The 18388-nt window shown below is 38.8% G+C and carries 12 protein-coding genes; all 12 read right to left on the minus strand.

Annotated features, from left to right (window positions below):
• Positions 1-84 precede the first annotated feature (84 nt).
• The 12 genes from T525_RS0112310 to aepX all read right to left on the minus strand — a co-directional run bounded on the left by T525_RS0112310 (position 85) and on the right by aepX (position 18381).
• Positions 85-2019: a flagellin gene (locus T525_RS0112310; RefSeq protein ID WP_027407426.1), complete on the minus strand. Its 1935-nt coding sequence runs from the start codon at positions 2017-2019 to the stop codon at positions 85-87.
• 52 nt (positions 2020-2071) lie between these two features.
• Entirely contained in the window at positions 2072-3847 is a 1776-nt protein-coding gene (locus tag T525_RS15735; protein ID WP_051533584.1) for a flagellinolysin, read from the minus strand.
• A 157-nt stretch (positions 3848-4004) separates the two neighbouring features.
• Positions 4005-4952 carry a sugar phosphate isomerase/epimerase gene (locus T525_RS0112320; RefSeq protein WP_027407427.1) on the minus strand — a complete coding sequence of 316 codons (948 nt, stop codon included), beginning with the start codon at positions 4950-4952 and terminating at the stop codon, positions 4005-4007.
• Positions 4953-6197, minus strand: coding sequence for a sugar phosphate isomerase/epimerase (locus T525_RS0112325; protein WP_027407428.1), 1245 nt, complete (start codon positions 6195-6197; stop codon positions 4953-4955).
• A 33-nt stretch (positions 6198-6230) separates the two neighbouring features.
• Positions 6231-8477, minus strand: coding sequence for an adenylyltransferase/cytidyltransferase family protein (locus tag T525_RS16650; protein ID WP_232219219.1), 2247 nt, complete (start codon positions 8475-8477; stop codon positions 6231-6233).
• A 33-nt stretch (positions 8478-8510) separates the two neighbouring features.
• Positions 8511-9875, minus strand: coding sequence for a glycosyltransferase (locus T525_RS15740; protein ID WP_051533585.1), 1365 nt, complete (start codon positions 9873-9875; stop codon positions 8511-8513).
• Entirely contained in the window at positions 9865-11247 is a 1383-nt protein-coding gene (locus T525_RS0112340; RefSeq protein ID WP_027407430.1) for a glycosyltransferase family 4 protein, read from the minus strand. The genes T525_RS15740 and T525_RS0112340 overlap by 11 nt, the downstream gene beginning before the upstream one ends.
• A gap of 47 nt (positions 11248-11294) precedes the next feature.
• On the minus strand, positions 11295-13325 hold the full coding sequence (locus T525_RS0112345) for a hypothetical protein (RefSeq protein WP_198022697.1): 2031 nt from the start codon (positions 13323-13325) through the stop codon (positions 11295-11297).
• A gap of 77 nt (positions 13326-13402) precedes the next feature.
• Positions 13403-15151, minus strand: a complete 1749-nt coding sequence (locus T525_RS0112350; protein WP_027407432.1) for a hypothetical protein — start codon at positions 15149-15151, stop codon at positions 13403-13405.
• A 104-nt stretch (positions 15152-15255) separates the two neighbouring features.
• Positions 15256-16380: a phosphonopyruvate decarboxylase gene (gene aepY, locus T525_RS0112355; RefSeq protein WP_027407433.1), complete on the minus strand. Its 1125-nt coding sequence runs from the start codon at positions 16378-16380 to the stop codon at positions 15256-15258.
• Positions 16370-17077: a phosphocholine cytidylyltransferase family protein gene (locus tag T525_RS0112360; protein ID WP_037325656.1), complete on the minus strand. Its 708-nt coding sequence runs from the start codon at positions 17075-17077 to the stop codon at positions 16370-16372. The genes aepY and T525_RS0112360 overlap by 11 nt, the downstream gene beginning before the upstream one ends.
• Before the next feature lie 8 nt (positions 17078-17085).
• Positions 17086-18381 carry a phosphoenolpyruvate mutase gene (aepX, locus tag T525_RS0112365; protein WP_027407435.1) on the minus strand — a complete coding sequence of 432 codons (1296 nt, stop codon included), beginning with the start codon at positions 18379-18381 and terminating at the stop codon, positions 17086-17088.
• Positions 18382-18388 lie beyond the last annotated feature (7 nt).

The following is an 18388-nucleotide window of genomic DNA, read 5'->3' on the forward strand; positions in this document are numbered from 1 at the left end:
TTTCCTGAATACCTGTCTAAAAAAAATATAAAAATCAAAAACTGCCGCACATCAATGTGATATGCGGCAGTTCCAAAGGTTATTTTATTGCAACAAACTCAGTACATCCTGAGAATTCTTATTAGCCTGGGCCAGCATGGCCTGAGAGGCCTGACTGAGAATATTACTTGTCATATAATCTGTATAGCTCTTGGCTACATCAGTATCCCGCATTACCGACTCTGCACTTGTTTCATTCTCTGAGCGGGTAGTGAGATTATCCATAGTAAAGTTCAGTCTGGCCGATTCTGCCCCCAAAGTTGTATTGGAGTTCAACAAGAACTTAATGGCCTGATCAACCTGACTGAGGAAAACATTAGCCTTCTCCATAGTTGCAACGCATGTATCCACATCCAGCTTCTGGATTTTCACCGGATATTGCCATACTTCCTCTGCCCACCGCTGTTTCTTTTCATCTTCAGTGAGTAAATCATAGCCCTTAGGCCATTTGGTAGGCCAATCGCTAGAGGCTATATCCGTATCCCACCTGTCGCCAGGAGCCGGAAACAGCGCATCCAGCGTAGTAGTTGGCAACTTTACCTTGGTAAATTGGGCACTGGTGATATCCGTCTGTAAAGCCTTAATCTGATAAGGCTGGTAATAATCCTCCTCCACCATCTCACCGCGGATACCATTCATAAATCTTATATACGGTCCATTTTTTGAAATAGTAAACTTACCAGTAGAAGCGTAATAATTTAACTGTATATTATGAAGGCTGGTAATGGTTGCACTAGTATCAGTAGCTGAAGGCAACTTATTGCTTCCTGCAATACCATTAAATATTGTCTGCATTAAGGAATTTGACAAATCGGACATATCCACACCAGCCACCCCCACCACATAGGAAAGTGGTTTTGGAGACCCCGATGAACCTTCATACCTTTTAGTTTCATTACTGGAAGCATCAAACATAATTGTGACAAACTGTTGACAACCACCACACTCCATTGAAAATCCTTTACCATCTAAATCACCTAGGCTGGATACAGCTCCCTGTAAGGCACTAAAATCTAATTCCGTTGCTGAAGGACCACTACCATAAACCTGATCAGCAACTGGTTTAAAGTAAGATAAAACATGTGACCCCGGAGTTTCCGTTACCGTCTCTGTCAACACATTGCCACTTGAATCGAATGATGGTTTTTTAGATATAGCGACCTGACTTCCGACATTAGGTGGTGTGGTTCTTAAATCAAGTTCGGGCGCCTTAACATTTGTTGATGAATCAGGTGGATTTCCCGGAGGGTTACTTTTACCATTAACCGTAACACGGGTACCCCCAATAAGCAAAGTTCCTGTAGAATCCTGTGTAACCTGCTTCACCGAATTCGAAGCACTATCCCAAACCCAGTCACCTACACTTGGCAAAGAGGTAAGATTAGACCCTCCATGCAAGGAATTTTGGTCATACCCCATACCACTATCCAGAGGATAATATGTCCCCATTGTTTCTTTGTATTTGCCACCCACTGCCTGTGTCAAAACTGGTGTATTATCCTTATTAGGCTTATAAGGTGCACTAGAATCAAACCAATAATCCCTTCTGGACAGCGTTCTCTGATTAAGTAACTGGATACCATTAAAAGTTGTCTGATGGGCTATTGTGTCGCTCTGGTCCAACATCTGGGCAACTTCCTTCTGGATAGTAGCCCTGTCAATATCCGTATATGTACCATCTGTGGCACGAAGGGCGCAGACCTTCACCTGCTTCATTATATTGACCTGCTCGTCTACTGCAGCTGAGGCCAAATCCAGCATACTCTTGCCCTTATCTGAATTGGCATGGCACTGATCAATAGCGCGAATTTTACCCTTCATCTTTTCGGTAATAGCATAAGTTGCAGCATCGTCACCGGCATTACGGATCTTTTCGCCCAAAGACAACTGTCCCATAGCCTTGGTGGCTTTTTTCAGATTTTTATTATTTTCATTCAAAATACTCATTGCTGGCAAGTTATTATATATTACCATTCCCATGATGAGTTACCCCCTAAAAAGTGAAATTTTACTTTAATAACACCTTGCCTAATTATTGAAGTAAACTAAGAACATTTGAAGAAGTCTGATTTGCCTGGCTAAGCATGCTCTGGGCAGCCTGCAACAGTACGTTGTTCTTGGTGTAGTCCGTCATTTCCTTAGCCATATCACTATCTCTTATTACGCTTTCCGCTGATGTTACATTTTCAGAGGCCGTAATAATATTTGCGTCAGTATATTCCAGTCTGCTATGGAGAGCACCTATCTTTGTCAGCTGGTTAAGGGCCCGTTCTATGGACTTATCCAGCTGGGAAATTGCATTTGAGGCATCCCACTGAGTCCTGACACTGATATTTTTCCCATCCTTATCTTGCAGACCAAGGGCCTGGGCATCAGCATTGGAAAAAACTGCATGAATATTCTGGGCCGCCTTGGTACCAATCTGGAAGAACAATCCCCCACGAATATCCATGTATTCCATCGGCCATTTTACTTCAAGTCCGTTGATATAGGTGGAATCAGCGTCCGGGTTAGTCCAATACTTCACAGAACCACCTTCCGGTACCACGGATTCAGCCGTTTTATCCGCACGGCTCACCCCGGCATCGTGGCCGGTAATGGCACCGGTGTCATTGTTTGGAAGTATAATATTGCAATAGTTCTCTAAAAAATCAGTTCCAGCGGTGGCCGCTGCAGTTTCATCAGCCGCCATCTGATCCTTCATTGCCTGAAAAGACTGGAATTTCCCCTTGGTGGCTGCGCTCACTGCCGCATCGATACGTGCAGTGGTCATTGCTCCGCTTCCGCTGGCCAAGGAATCCATAAAATGAGTAAGGGATTTTTCCGCTGAATAACCACTCTGGGCAGCCATATAACGGAACATTACATATCCAGCCGCATATTGATTTTCATCCCCAGTGCCAGTATCGGTGCTCAAGGTGGTGGCTATGTGCCCAGTCAAGGATTGAATAGTGCCTCTGCGTTTATCATCAATACCATGAACGACTTCGGCGGCGCCTTCAGTAATACATTCATAAAGACCACCAAAGCCCTCGATGCTGGCCGCCATGGTAGCATGAGTCATTTCATGGGCAATAGTTCTGTCAAGATATACACTGGTAGAGGTACTCTTACCGTTTACATCACCCTCTACCAAATTATTGTAGTATCCCATGTTGACAGTTAGGCTCAATTTTTTAGTCACACCGCCAAGAGACTGACTAGATACATACGCCAAAGTCCCATTAGTTCCCTCATCCTTAAAAACAACATCCATTTCATTAACACTGGTATTGCCCTTATCAAAGCCAAGACCAGTTGAGCGGGTAATCATATCCAAGCTGTTACCTATCCATTCAGTATTCAGGGCCGCCATAATAGTCTGCTCATTGCTGTAAGTATGGTCAGCCGCCCCGTCGAATATATATCTGCCATTAAAGGTCACAAGAGCATTATCATTAAGCTGGTCAATCTGCTGATCCAGCTGCTTTTGTATAATAGCACGGTCACTATCTGTATTGGTATCATTAGCCGCATCAATGGCCTTTTCCTTCATGGTCCGCATGATGGCAACAGAATTTGACAGAACACCATCTGCTACCTTCAAAAGGCTCTGGGCATTCTGGGCATTTCTGCTGTCCTGATCAAGGCTGCGGATCTGGGCACGCATCTTTTCTGAGATGCTGTATTCAGAGGCACCATCTCCGGCACTATTAATCTTCATGCCCGAAGAAACCTTTTCCAGGCTTTTTTGCACGGCCTTACTGTTTCTTTGTGTCTCACCCAATATGGTCATTGCTGCTATATTATTGTTGATAACCATTGCCATAATAATCACCTACATCTATAAATCAAAAACATTAAAATACTATTCACCAACTATATCGAAAACAAAGTGAACTCTCTAAAGCCTTTCGCAATAATCGAATACTATAAGCCAAAAAATTATAACACGGTAACATTATAAAGTATTTTCAAAGAATATGCTACTTACGTCCTATTTCTTTTTCAAAATATCTTCCTATTTTAGCAATAAATTCCAGCGCATCTACCTTCATCTCCTCAGGAAACGATGTCAGCACCGGTGCAGTTTCAAAATTCAGCACTCCATCAAAATTAATGGCACGCAATCCTTTTATAAAGCCATCCCAATCCGTGGAAGATTTATTCTCACGGGTCTTGGCAAATGTAAATGGTATCTGGTGCAAATCCATTATGCCGTCATTGTCGTGAATATGAAGCACCTTTAAACGATGGCCCAGTCGGGTCAAAAAATAATCAAAATCTATTCCCACTAAATTAGCGTGCCCTGTATCAAAACAAAAGCCCAACACCTCTGCCCCATATTGCTCGTTAATCTTGTCAATTCTTTCAACCACTTTGTCTACATTACAGCATGGACCTTCTACCAGATGGCCATTAATACTATCATAAAGATTTTCGATACAAATGGTTATGCCCATCTCTTTTGCCATGGAAGCAAGATAGTGAATAAATCGTTCCGTCTCGGCCCACTCCGCATCCTCCGAACCTAAAAAATAGGCCAATTTGAAGCCATGAATAACAATATAAGGACACTCCATATAATGGCAAATCTGCATACTCTTAGGAGCCATTTCATTCCATAGATAATCATTCAGCTCAGCTTTTCCCTGGGGAACATATGCAGGATACGGCATATGCATCTGTCCAATGGCAATACCACATTTAGCAGCAGCTTCCTTATGAGGACGAAAATATTCTTTCAACTCCGTAATGGACTTATCAAAGAAGTGGCTGTTCTTCATCTGATAAATGTCTTTATTAATCATGTACTTGTTCAGACTGAAATCCACATGGGAAAAGCCAGCTTCCTTTAAGAGGCGGAATCCTTCCGATGGGCAAGCATCATCAATAGCTTCTTTTGTCTGAACACCAATACCACTAATTGCCATTTATTTCACCTGCCCCTTCCATGCATCCGATTCCAAACGGGTAAAATGGAAGGATGGCATAAATTCATCATTAAATCTCTCTATAGGATTTTTTATTCCCATATCCTTAAGCTGCTGCTCAATTTCGTCATAATATGAATTGCAAATAAATATTGCACAATCTATCGGAAGAGATTTCAAATCCTCCGGATTATGAATTATGAGGCCACAGAATTCATTGCCCCACACACTGGAATTATTATCACAAGTGTAGAGCGGCGGATACTTTTCACCATAACACTTCATGTAGGCACGACACATATTGCCTGCCCCAAACAGAACTCTTGAGGAATATTTATCAAGGGTCGCCTCCATGTCCACCTGCCACTCCAGATACTTGGCCACCTTGTGGGCAAATTCCAGCATAGATGGGCGCAGCAGCTGTGACAGGGATGCCAAACTTGTTGAAAAATCCATAATAGCCAGGCCATCAAACCGAACTGCCCGCAGCCCACGAATCAAATTAAGCCAATCAAACTGAGAGCCAGCCCCATTTGCAGCAAAAAAAGGCATAATTCTATTGTAATGAATGCCGTCATTTTCGTATAAATACAGTGACTTTAAACAATTCCCCAGGGTGGTAACAAAATCATACATATTCTGCCCCACCATGTTGCAAGCACCCACATCAAGGCAGAAGCCAAATATCTCTGAACCAGCCTTCTTATTAAGCCCATTTACAAAAGTAACTGCCTGTACTGAGTCACTACAAAATCCTCGCAAAAAATGACCATTCAAATTACGCAGGCTATTCACGACTAAAATAGTAACATCTGCTTTTTGAGCGGACTCCGCCAAGGACAAATAGAAGTCACAATTTATGGATATGCTTTCCTCAAGGCTGTCTCCCTCAAATGGATGCACCACAATATATTTACAACCATATTCCCCGGCGTATTGAATACATTTCTTAACCAATTCAGACTTAAGAGCTTCCATATTGGGTACCTTTTGTTCTTTTACAAAATGAGGAGCTATAGCTATTCTGCTTTTCAGTCCCTGGCGCTGAGCTTCTGCCATGTAATTTTGCATCCACTCCCGCCAATGCTCCAATACCTCAACACGCTTTTTAGGTGAAGCAATACCACCAGTAAACATATTAAAATCAAGCACGATTTCATCAAATCCTGCCTGGCGGAATTTATTAAAACCATTTCTGGGGCGTTTAACTTCCGCAATGCCCCCAGCAGAGCAAACTATGTTCATACAAACAACACCTCAAATATTAACAGCCTCTTCCTATATCAGCCGCTCTGTAATTAGCTTCTTCAATTTTGTAGACGATGTACTCTGGGTATATGGAAAGAACACCATAGTACTGCCCCGCTCCTCCAGCCACTTTTTCTTCGCCAACCACACGGGATCATCTTCATAATCGCTGCCGGAAAATTGCACATCAAAATGATAAATTTGCCAAGCTGTATCCGTATCAGGATGTTCAAAGGGAATCTCATGAGCCTCATCCACATAACGACAGGATTTTACTATTTCCAATCGTTCCTCAAAGGGTACAAAGGGCTCCACCTTCTTATATTCCCGCACCTGTCTGTCGGAAACTACCCCCACGATAAGATAATCGCACTGCTCCTTGGCACGACGAAGAACATTTAAGTGACCATAATGAAACAAGTCAAAGACTCCTGCCACATAACCAATATGATACTTTTTGGGCTTTGAATTATCATTAACGCACTCTTGCACTATGGGCTTAAATTTACGCGGATATTCCCTATTGGCATCATAAATGCTATATTCTGACACCCCCATGGCATCCAGCTGGTTCATTATAGAATTAAAATTCTTGATGCAAATAATTACTTTATACTCATCCTGCCCCAAATCACGCAGATAATCCGGAGACACGATTTCCACACCATACAAAGTATCTCCCCACCGCTTTTGGTTATTATCAATAATCTTATAAACAGGATAATCAGATTTAAACAAAGTCATAAACTGATCGGCATACTTTCCCGAGCCGAAAATGATAAGCTTTCGTGAATCTGCATTATGGAAAATATCCACAAACAGCTTTTGATATTTTTCCGCTGAATAATTCATGCGAAAACGATTGGAAGATATAATTTCAAAATTACGCCGATGGGCATTATAAAAATCCGCCAAGCCGTTCTCGTTACGAAGTTCAACAAGAAAATCATAGCTTGATTTATTCCATTCATTCTGGTATTTCAGCAAATCATAACGCTCCAACACCTTGGCATAAGGATAAATCCTGTTAAGCTCAGCCTCGCCACCATATACAGCATTAACCATGCGGATTAACAAAACATTTGCCGGATAATTTTCTATATAAAATTCCTGATCATAAAACTGGAATGTGCCATCCACATAAAAACTATTTAATGGCACCATATCAAAATAGCCCCTTTTTAGCACAACGCCACTGCCATCTCCCATATCCTCTGACACATGCTCTGATGATTGCAGAATTAAATCACGGAATTTATCCAGTTCCAGTAAAAAGGCTTCTACATCCTGTCTTAACAGCTCCCTTAGATAAATGAGTCCACTTTTGGCGTGAACATATGGCATCCGATAGGAATCCCCTTCCAAGTTGGCAGGAACCACTGGAACGCCATGTGATTTCAAATCCTCTCCGTGCTCAATCAGTTCTTTTAGTCTTTGTTGACCAGCTGAAAATACTGCTTTCTTTTCCACTGTATCATTTCCATGAACTATGGTTATTAAAGCATCCCTGTCATCACGATCCAAAGAACAGGTCACACTATGTGCATCAGATAAAGTGCCATCCTTGGCACACTCAATCAAATACCCATTGGCCATAGGGAACCATAGCCCGTTATCCACCATAGTTTCATAAAGATTATTTTCATTAATAAATATAGTGTCTGGCTCATTGTAGAAAGGAAACAACCTTATAGCCATATCCTCATTGGGAAGAACATGCTCCTCAAATAAATGGGAAGCTACTGTCAAATCCGGCCATACAGAAAAAAACTGCTGGGATGAAAATCCAGCCTCTGACAACATGTTTTTTAATTCCTTATGGCTGTACATGCGCCCGATAAAGTCAGTATCTTGCCTCAAATCAGCTTGAAAATAGTCCTCAACACCATCGAAATTACGCTCTGTATAGCAATCCCTGTCACCACAGAAATACCGTATCCCAAGGCGATTATTCATACCAAGAAGCAGTTTCCCACTAGTGCTCAACAATGAAAACAACCTCTTAAAAATATTACCAATCTCAACCGCCTTTTCCAAAACCGCTATTGAAACAATATAATCGAATCTGCCATTATTGGCAGCACACCAGGAGATATCCTGCAGTTCATCCAGACCACAACAGACCACATCCAGCTTCCTATCTCCGAGCATACCAACTAAAGCATGGTCATCATCCCCCACAAACAATACCTGCTTATTGGGAATAAAATCATACCACGCCAATATGGCAGTAGACATTTTCTTTATGCGGTTTGAAGCAGTGTTCTGACTATTCAACTGAATATCCCCCATAATAAATCAATAAACAAATTACACAAAACTATAAGTTTTCTGATAAACCGAAATGTTCTCTTCAGCAATCCCCAAGTTTTTCAACTCAGTTCGAACACATTGAACATTATTGTAATTCGCCATAGCTATGATAATCTTTATGTTACCGCTTAACTTAACGAGTTCAGAGGTGCTAATTATTTTCAAACCATCCAACGATTTACCTTGCTTTTCAGCACTATTATCACAAAATGCCGAAACATGAATATTATTTAGTCTGAGCAAGTTCAAACATTCAACGCCATATTTTCCACTACCAAATATGACTATGCTGAAATCTCTGCAAAAGTCAATTAAATCCTTTTGAACATCTTCCAAGCCTATTTTCAAAACATCAATATATCCTTGAAGTGATGAAATCAATAACCTCAATGTCTTCCATTCAGATATCGGAAAATCATTTGGCCTAAGCACATTATTATTTATATCATCTGCAAACTGATTTTTAAACCACTCATAATACCGCATGAATTCTTTCGTATGTACAAATCCTTCATCATTCAATATAGTTCGTTTCATTTCACACAAAAAACTCTCAGCCATACGAATGTGTATTCCACACCGATGTAGGTTCATCTTTTTATTATTTATGGTTTCATCATTTAATAAATTTGAAAATTCCTGATACAAGTATTTTAGCCAACCAGGCTTATTTGTTGATGAATCGGTACGATCGACCTGATAGTGATATACAATCTGGTCTGTATAGTATATTTTATCAGCAGCCATAAGTGCCCGCTGAATAAAACCTATATCCTGAAATGCTGCCCCGGCTGTCTCTGAAGCAAAAACACGATTTTCCAAAAGCATTTTTCTACTATATAGACCATTCCAAATACTATAATCCAATTGATGCATAATCGTATACACATCTGATAGAAGAACCTTATTATAAAAAAGCTCCATTTCTTTAGGAAAGATATTTCTTCTGGTATGAGTGAATTCTGAATTACGCTCACAAACACAGTCTACATCGCCCTTAACAATATCAATATTATTTTTTTTTGCTATGTTGTATAGCGATTCAACCATGTCCTTGGGTATATAATCATCTGTCTCCACAATACCAACATATTCGCCACGCGCCTGATTAATTCCAATATTTATTTGATAACCATAGCTTTTTACAGGACTGTCGATCAGATTGATACGTTCATCTTTGGCACGAAACTCCTCTAAGATATCCCTTGTTCCATCTGTTGAACCTGCATCAACACATATAATCTCCATATCACAGCATGACTGGTTAATAACACTATCCAAACACCGCTTTATGTACTTGGCAACATTCAAAGATGGCAATATCAAGGAGGCCTTGACATACCTCTCATCACTACTTTCCATGATTAAAAGCTCCCTCTACATACTGTAATAATCTTTTGCTAAATGCTGGTAAAGAGAATTCATCCTCAAACACCTTACGACCACGCTTACCTATACTATCCAGCTTATCCCTATTTCGTACGCACCATTCTATACCCTCAGCCAATGACTCTGCATCAACCGAAACAACCAGTCCATTAACCTTCTCCGTAATATATTTTGCATTCCCAACTTTATCCGAAACTACCACTGGAATACAATTCATCATTGCTTCATTAACCACAACCGGCATGGTATCTTCTCGGGACGGACAAAGCAATACGTCTATCTCCGTATACAGCTTCTGGATTTCATCCCTATCAAGTTGCCCCATTATCTTAAGCTCAGGAGTCGAACTTGCCATTTGGTGCAACCATTCACCCATCTCATTTTCATCACAGCCCACTACCCAAAACTCACATGCACTTTTAATGTCATCCGGCAACTTTTCTATTGCATGATAAAGTATGTCTTGAGACTTTCGTTCACATACCCAACCAACAGTTGCAAAAATCAATCTGTCTTTTGGCGATTTGACTATTATTTTACATTCCATATCCGGCAAGCCATATGGAAGCATACCACAATATGTACTATTAATTTTAGTCTTACTTATCCATTCATACGGCATAGCACCAACAGTATATGTATATATATTGTCCATAGATATCCGATCCAATGTTTTTTGGTAACCTGGAAAATACGTTTCAAAAACAGGGGACTCATGTATCCACCATAATACCGGAATATCCTTGTTTCTACGAACCAGCAAATAGTGCATATTGAATGTATTTAAAAAAACCATATCAATGTCTGCCACCCATGGTAAATCAGCTAGTTTAGAATACTTGATATTTTCATCTATAATTACAGGAATATGTCTTTTTACACATTCATCTCGTAAAGGTCCGTCATCGCTGCTTACCACTATTACATCATATTCATTCTGTATTAGTATTTCTGCGGCATACATTAATACTATCTGTGCCCCTGACAAGGACATATCCCAAGATATCAATACCAGCCTTTTTCGTGCGCCTCGAGGTTTTACTCCATAGTAATATGTTTCTTTAATTCGTTTTAGTAACCCCAAATCACTTCCATCCAACACCAACTGGCGGTTAACCCCCAGATTCTGCAATTGAGCAACCATTTCATCAATATATACACTCAAGATGACAATATAGTCGTACTGTAAATTACAGATTTTTTCCGGAGATACTATCAAAACGCCATCCATGGTAGTCCCCTGCTTATTAACATCGTTATCCAATAAAGCGACTATATTATGCCCCTGCAACCATGCTTTATTCTTTTGATATTTTTTTCCCGTACCAAATACTACTATATCCATATTAATACCGACTTTCAATTTTTTAGAAAAATGAAAAGTAATTAAATTTACCCATTTTTATTCATGACTTTATTAATCAAATTATCTACAAACGATACTGCATAAAATAACTCATTTTCTGTTTTTTCTGAAACATTGTGATGGGAAAAAAACAGCATGCCTCCAAGTTCGGCTCTTAATGGAACAGATGGTATGTACAATTTATTAACATATGTTGCATAAAAATCCTCAATTCCATTAAAGCATTCCTGCAACCAACTCAGTTGATTCTCATTTTTTGTATTTGAATCAAACACTGGCTCACCAGCATCATCAAAACACACAAGGGAAGGGTCTGGAGAAGTTAATATATTCTCCAAAATAAAAACTTCATTTACATTATAAAAATCTACATCTGTACCCGTTTTAAACATCATAGATTTCACATTCATTGTCTCCGGATTAACTCCTACCAGACGAGCCAGATAATACCCACTAATTATTTTATTTAGCCCCTTTTGTAAATAAAATTGCGATGTTCCAGAAGATACTAAGTCTACAAACGCATCATTAGATAAATCAATCTCATTTCTAGACATATATTTTATATAATTATCTCTATATTTTTTTGATTTTTTTATTGCGGTTTGATTATCGGAGACTCCGTCTTTAAATATTTTATTTATTATATCTCCACCTATTCTATCTTTTATAATCTTAATATCAGCCTCACTATTTAAGCTGGAATTTATAGCCGCCTTTCTGGAAGTGAAAAAATAAACGCCTTCCGGCAATGCTTCAAAATGCCTGGATAGGTTATATTTTTTATATAATTTATAAAAAATATAACCATCCCTGGCGGCGAATAAAACTTTATTATGCCTTGAGTTAGAAATCTTATTAAGAAGCCAAATCATAAACACCGTCACTAAAGGAGCGATAAAGCAACGACAAAAATCAAAAATGGTAATTTTGTCAATTTTTCCTTCCACTATTTTTACAAAAGGATCATTATATTTTATTGAAATATACAATCCTAATAGCAACCGCTCGTTAATCGTCGATGTCGCGAAAACCATATATGGAGTATATTTATACAACAAGCTTGCAGCACTAGGTATGATAAACGCATCAATTCCATAAAACCGTGCTGCTAATCCATCAACGACCTTATTATCGCCAATATGCAAGTAGTTATGTCCCTGAGCCCTATTTTTCATTACATTAAATAGCCCGTCATATTTAGAAGCCCCCTCAAATCCTGAAATGAACAATCCATCATAACCGCTAATACCATTAGCCTGCAATAATTCTTCCAACACGGACTCAGGCAAATACATATCGGATACTAAGTATATTTTTTTATTTAAAGTTTTGGCCTTATAAAACAATTCAATTATTTTCCTGCGAGGAACAATAACATCCTTTTCTACATTTACTTCCTCTGCTTTTATAAAAGAACAATCTTCCATTGACAGATTTAACTGTTGTTGCAGCTCAGAATATATTCCATCCAACGTATGATTATGGTTTTCTATAGCTTTTCTCTCTGCGAATATACGATTTATTTTAAAATCTAAAACATTCAGTCCCTTGGCTTTTATTCGATAATCCACCATATCAAATACATCTTCAGGAGTCAGAGTCATTCGCATTAGCAATGTGTCGAAAATATCAAATGAAATAACATCATGATTTAAAAGTTCGGCTTCCAGCACCTCTAAACTAATATCTTCTTCAGATGAATACCCCCAAAAATTGTTTTCAAAAATATCCATAAGATTATTTTCAAAGCGATCAACAATGGCTATAGAATTTTTTCTACATATATTGGATATCCTGTCATAAATTGTTTTCTCATTCGTGATAGAAGCCAAAACAATAATTACATCTACCTGATCATTTATGGCCTTTTCCAATGACATTATTGGGTATCCTTCCAAAAACCCATCAACACGCTTTTTATCCAAAATGCCATATATTGGTAAACTAGAATAGTTTAAAATAAATTCCCTAGTTGGTAAGCCAGTTCCATATAATGCGATTTTTTTATATTTAGTAAATTTTCCCATTTTTATTAGCTTGATAATGTATCTCAAGCCCCTCCATTTTTGGTCCTACCCATATTTTTTCTCACACAAAATCAAGCATAGATCAACTATATAGTAAGCTGTTCTTATGATCCCATAACCGTTATATCCTGTGCCACAATTTTAAGTAAATATTCAATTTTCCTAGCATCAAACAGTTCATTATCTGCCAAATCATAGAGTTCAGCATGCCCATCAGCATATACTACTAATTTAAATCCATCCGAAAAAATAAAGCCTTCGAATGCCTGTAATCGTTTTTCTTCTCCTAGCAATTTATATAGTTTCTTAAAATCCGGATTATATATTTCAGAGCGGCCAATCTTTATATATGTATTATCCAATGGATTATATTCCCTATTTTCCAACAAGGAAATCACCACATCATTTATTGACATAATTGAATGAAGCTTTTTACAAGTACCATTTTTTCTTGTCTTATTTTTTATAAAAAATGGAATACGCAGCCATTCTTCCCCACACTGTAGGTATTCCTTCTTAATATCAGATAAGGTACTATACTTATCCATCAACAAATTTCCATGATCAGCATAAAAAACTACATTACAATTTACTCTTTCCAAAAATGGAGCCATTACATCATCCAGATAACGCAAAGCATCATCATGTTGTTGTACATAATCTGTCCTTAACTTCCCCCCCTTTACTGGTAACAAATCAAACAACAAGGCTGTCCCTTCTGCAATTAACGGAGCTTGAGTATAGGGGTTCAAAAAAGCAAAATGTGTTTCATACATGCCGTGAATATAAAACAACCCATTGTCTACATTTTGCGCATCGATAATAAAATCCCAAAGCATCTGACTGATGGTTTTGGGTACCTCAGAATAATGAATTTTCTCCTGTTCAACATAATGTGCGCCATCTGAATAAAAATAAATGTCCCGCTGCTGTTCTAACGCCTTTTTTACAAAGCGGCAATTAACACCATCAACATAATTATACTCATAGTATTTTGTATTCATATCCGTATTTTCACTGTATGCCGGCACAAGGCTCTCATAAGTCGAAGTTGAATACGAATAGGTATTGCTATAATTTATCCAATTATCCTTAAAACATTTATATATTTGGGGTAATAATATAGCATTAACATCTTGACCTCTAAGGCCATCCAAACACAGCATCAGTACATTATTTTCGTTTATATTGTATATATACTCTAATTCCAACGCATATATTTTTTCTAAATCAGTAGCCATCTGCTCATACTGTGACTTCGACGTAAAATCAAATGCCTCCCTGCAATATCTTATGGCTGATTTAAAATCCTTTATATGTATATACTTATTAATTATCTTAAAATATGTTTCATTTTTTTTATCACTATTCAACAATTCACATTGCAACTGGTTCAGATAATGATAATTATGATAAGGATGAATACCATAATAATAGTTAGAGTGCAAAACTATCCCATGATTTCGAAGTTTGTCATATATATTTAGCACCTTAACTTCCGGATGCTCCTCCTCCAGTTCCTTTACTATTTGTGACATATAATTGTAAGACGATACTACAATAGCATCTACATGTTCTGCCTTAATATCATCTTTGGTTATTATTTTATATCCACTGCCCCCCCCCTGAGCATAATTATCTATGATAATTTTAACCTTTCTTAATTCAAACACGAAATCAGATAGCAAATTTTTTGTATGTTTACCATTACAATAAATTGCAGGATTTTTTGCATCACAAAGAAATTTCTCTAATTCTTCGTGAATAATTCTACCTATACGTCCTGCTTCCAAGGGCTTTTCAAAATCATATTTATTGAGTAAATCATTATAATAATCTTCCAATTGCGTCATTAGAACATTACCCTTCCATTAACAAAATCCTCTAATCGCATAATTAACAACATCGGAGATTTTACATAAAATACAACTCACTTAAGCTTTAAAACATTTATAATTTATATCTGAGTGGCCAAATACCTCATAAAACATTCTTTATTATCTACGGCTTTTGTTGTTGGCCTGCCCAAGTCAGCACGGGATCCAATTGCGCAGGCTACCTCTATAAAACTAAGGATATTCCTTTGCTTTGCTGCATTTAGCTCCTTTTCCAAATCAGCAAAATTATAAACTTTTACAGCTGAATGATAGCCACAGGCCTTGGCTACACCTACCAAGTCTACTTTCGAAGCCACCGTTGGCATGCCCCCCACAGTTTCATGGGCACCGTTATTTATCACGATATGCACCAAATTAGCTGGGGCATTGGCACCAATCACAGCCATGGAGCCCATATGCATCAGGGCCGCCCCATCACCATCTATGCACCATATCTTCTGTTGTGGTTTATTAATGGCAACCCCCAGGGCAATACTGCTGGAATGTCCCATGGAACCAACAGTCAAGAAATCATATTTATGGCTCTGTCCATTAGTCTCCCGAATCTCAAAAAGCTCACGACTAGCTTTTCCTGTGGTGGAAATAATTGGATCCTCACCAGACACCTTAACAATATGCTTAATAATTTCCTCACGTCTCATGGTATTGTCATTGACGTATTTCACCTTGCCATCGTAGGAAAGCCCACTCTTGCCGATAACGAAGGCCACACTCTTGCCCTGAGACAGCACCTTCTGAAAATCCTTCATAGCCGCAGATACATCTTCCATTGTGGTATCCTGGCGAATAACAAAGGCTCTTATGTCCATATCTTCCAGCAGTTTTACTGTAACTTGCCCCTGATAAATATGCTGTGGCTCATCATGTATACCAGGCTCACCACGCCAACCCACCACAAAAATAACTGGAATGGCATACACTTTATCATTTAGTAAGGATGCAACGGGGTTAATAATATTGCCCTCACCGCTGTTTTGCATATAGACTACGGGAATCTTACCCGTTGCCAGATGATAGCCGGCCGCCAATGCTGTACAGTTACCCTCGTTGGCAGCAATAACATGATGCTTCTGATCAATGCCGTATTCCGCCATAAGATAATTGCATAAAGGCTTTAGCTGGGAATCCGGAACACCAGTATAAAAGTCTGCATTTAATATTTTAACAAACCGCTTAACATCCATTGTTTGCCAGCCTCCTGCACACTGCTTCCAATTCAGCTACAGTATCAATTTCTACAATCTGTGTATTATCTACCGGATGGACACGAAGCCTAAAATCCTTTATATGTCTATCCACCACTTCATCCCAGAACAGTTCTTCATAACCGGTCTTTCCGTATTCTTCCGTTATAGCATCATACAAAATTCTGGCATCCTTCTCCTTAAAATAGGCTATACCGGTCATATTATAGGCATCATCACCATGTTTCCCGACTCTGGTTATGATTCCCTGATCATCCAAATCAAACACCCAATCATCGGTATGTCCCTGAATCATTTTTCCATAATAACAAGATTCATTTAAATCTTCCTGAAATATGGAATCATCATGTACATACAAATCAGCCTCGCAAATAAAGCAATCTCCCTGTAGCAGATATTCTTTTGCAGCGTAAACCGATGAGATGTTATTTACTTTCTCATAGGCAGGATTATATACAATAACCAGATTATTATATTTATCTGCAAGGTAGCTAAACTGATTCCTCAAATATCCCGTAACAACAATAATTTTATCAACGCCCCGCTTTTCCAGACCGTCTATAATGGTTTCTATCATGGGCTTTCCCGCCACTTCAACCAGAGGCTTGGGAGTTTTACCCGTAATTGGACGCATGCGGGTTCCCATCCCCGATGCCATTAATATAGCAATCTCCATTGTGTCTCCTATAGTTCATCTATCAGTGTAATAATCTGCTTTATCGGCATAAGTCTGTCATCAACTTCCTTGGCCCGATGATAACGCAAAATATCCTCCGCTGTCCTTTTCATTGCCGGGAAGGCGCTACGAGTCAGCTGATTAGCATATATTACAATATTAACACCATGCTCTGCTAATTCTTCTTCAGTAATAGTATTAAAAGAAGATGGTACCACCACTATTGGGGTGGTTTTGTTGGTTTCACGGAATTTATCACAAAATTCAACGATTTCTGCGGGCTCTTGCTTCCGGCTATGAATCATTATTCCATCAGCTCCTGCCTCTACAAAGGCAGACGCACGCATCAGTGCATCTTCCATCCCCTCTTCCAAAATAAGACTTTCAATACGGGCAATTATCATAAAATCCTCAGTAAGTTGGGCTTCTTTGCCCGCTTTAATTTTTGCACAGAAGTTTTCTATTGAATCCTGCGTCTGTTTTACTTCCGTACCAAAAAGGGAATTTTTCTTCAACCCTTTTTTATCTTCTATAATGATTGCCGAAACTCCCATTTTCTCCAGTGACCGTACAGTATATACAAAATGCTCAGCCAAGCCCCCCGTATCTCCATCAAAAATTATAGGTTTTGTAGTAACCTCAGTAACATCATCTATGGTACGAAAACGGGATGTCATATCTACCAGCTCAATATCCGGTTTTCCCTTGGCTGTAGAATCACAAAGAGAGGATATCCACATTGCATCAAACTGATCAAATTCTCCATTATTTTCAATAACAGTTTTTTCCGCAATAAGACCTGTAATTCCAGAATGAACCTCTATGGCCTTTACCACAGGTCTTATTTCCAAGAGCTGTCTTAGACGCTTTCGTCTGTATTCCGGCATGGCCAGCTTTTCCCGCAATTGCCGGTCTATTTTACTTACCCTTGGATTAAAGGTATAGCCTACCTCTATCAGCTCACCGCCATACGCATCAAGGCATTTTAATACATTTTCCCTAATGGCAGATTCGGCTCCTTCCTTCCAGTTATCACCATGAACCACATAATCTGGCTTCAAACGTTTTATGACATCGTCATACATAATACTATCCTGAACGACGACGTCATCTACCCCATCAAGATTTTTATAAAGTTTTATTCTCTCTTCCAATGACTTGGTTGGAAAGCGATTATAGCGAATAAGGGCCGGGTCAGACAACGCACCAATTATCACCTTACCATGCTTATGAGCCTCTTTAATAATATTCAGATGTCCTTCATGAATAACATCTGTACAAAAGCATGTATAAACTGTCTTCATAGCCGAA

Origin of the sequence: Anaerovibrio sp. RM50 (assembly GCF_000622005.1) — a bacterium.
In the GTDB taxonomy this organism is placed as follows: domain Bacteria; phylum Bacillota; class Negativicutes; order Selenomonadales; family Selenomonadaceae; genus Anaerovibrio.

Excerpts from the sequence above, each read along its gene's own strand:
- T525_RS0112310 (WP_027407426.1), bottom strand. The coding sequence starts at position 2,019 with ATGGGAATGGTAATATATAATAACTTGCCAGCAATGAGTATTTTGAAT.
- T525_RS15735 (WP_051533584.1), bottom strand. The coding sequence starts at position 3,847 with ATGGCAATGGTTATCAACAATAATATAGCAGCAATGACCATATTGGGT.
- T525_RS0112320 (WP_027407427.1), bottom strand. The coding sequence starts at position 4,952 with ATGGCAATTAGTGGTATTGGTGTTCAGACAAAAGAAGCTATTGATGAT.
- T525_RS0112325 (WP_027407428.1), bottom strand. The coding sequence starts at position 6,197 with ATGAACATAGTTTGCTCTGCTGGGGGCATTGCGGAAGTTAAACGCCCC.
- T525_RS15740 (WP_051533585.1), bottom strand. The coding sequence starts at position 9,875 with ATGGAAAGTAGTGATGAGAGGTATGTCAAGGCCTCCTTGATATTGCCA.
- T525_RS0112340 (WP_027407430.1), bottom strand. The coding sequence starts at position 11,247 with ATGGATATAGTAGTATTTGGTACGGGAAAAAAATATCAAAAGAATAAA.
- T525_RS0112350 (WP_027407432.1), bottom strand. The coding sequence starts at position 15,151 with ATGACGCAATTGGAAGATTATTATAATGATTTACTCAATAAATATGAT.
- aepY (WP_027407433.1), bottom strand. The coding sequence starts at position 16,380 with ATGGATGTTAAGCGGTTTGTTAAAATATTAAATGCAGACTTTTATACT.
- T525_RS0112360 (WP_037325656.1), bottom strand. The coding sequence starts at position 17,077 with ATGGAGATTGCTATATTAATGGCATCGGGGATGGGAACCCGCATGCGT.
- aepX (WP_027407435.1), bottom strand. The coding sequence starts at position 18,381 with ATGAAGACAGTTTATACATGCTTTTGTACAGATGTTATTCATGAAGGA.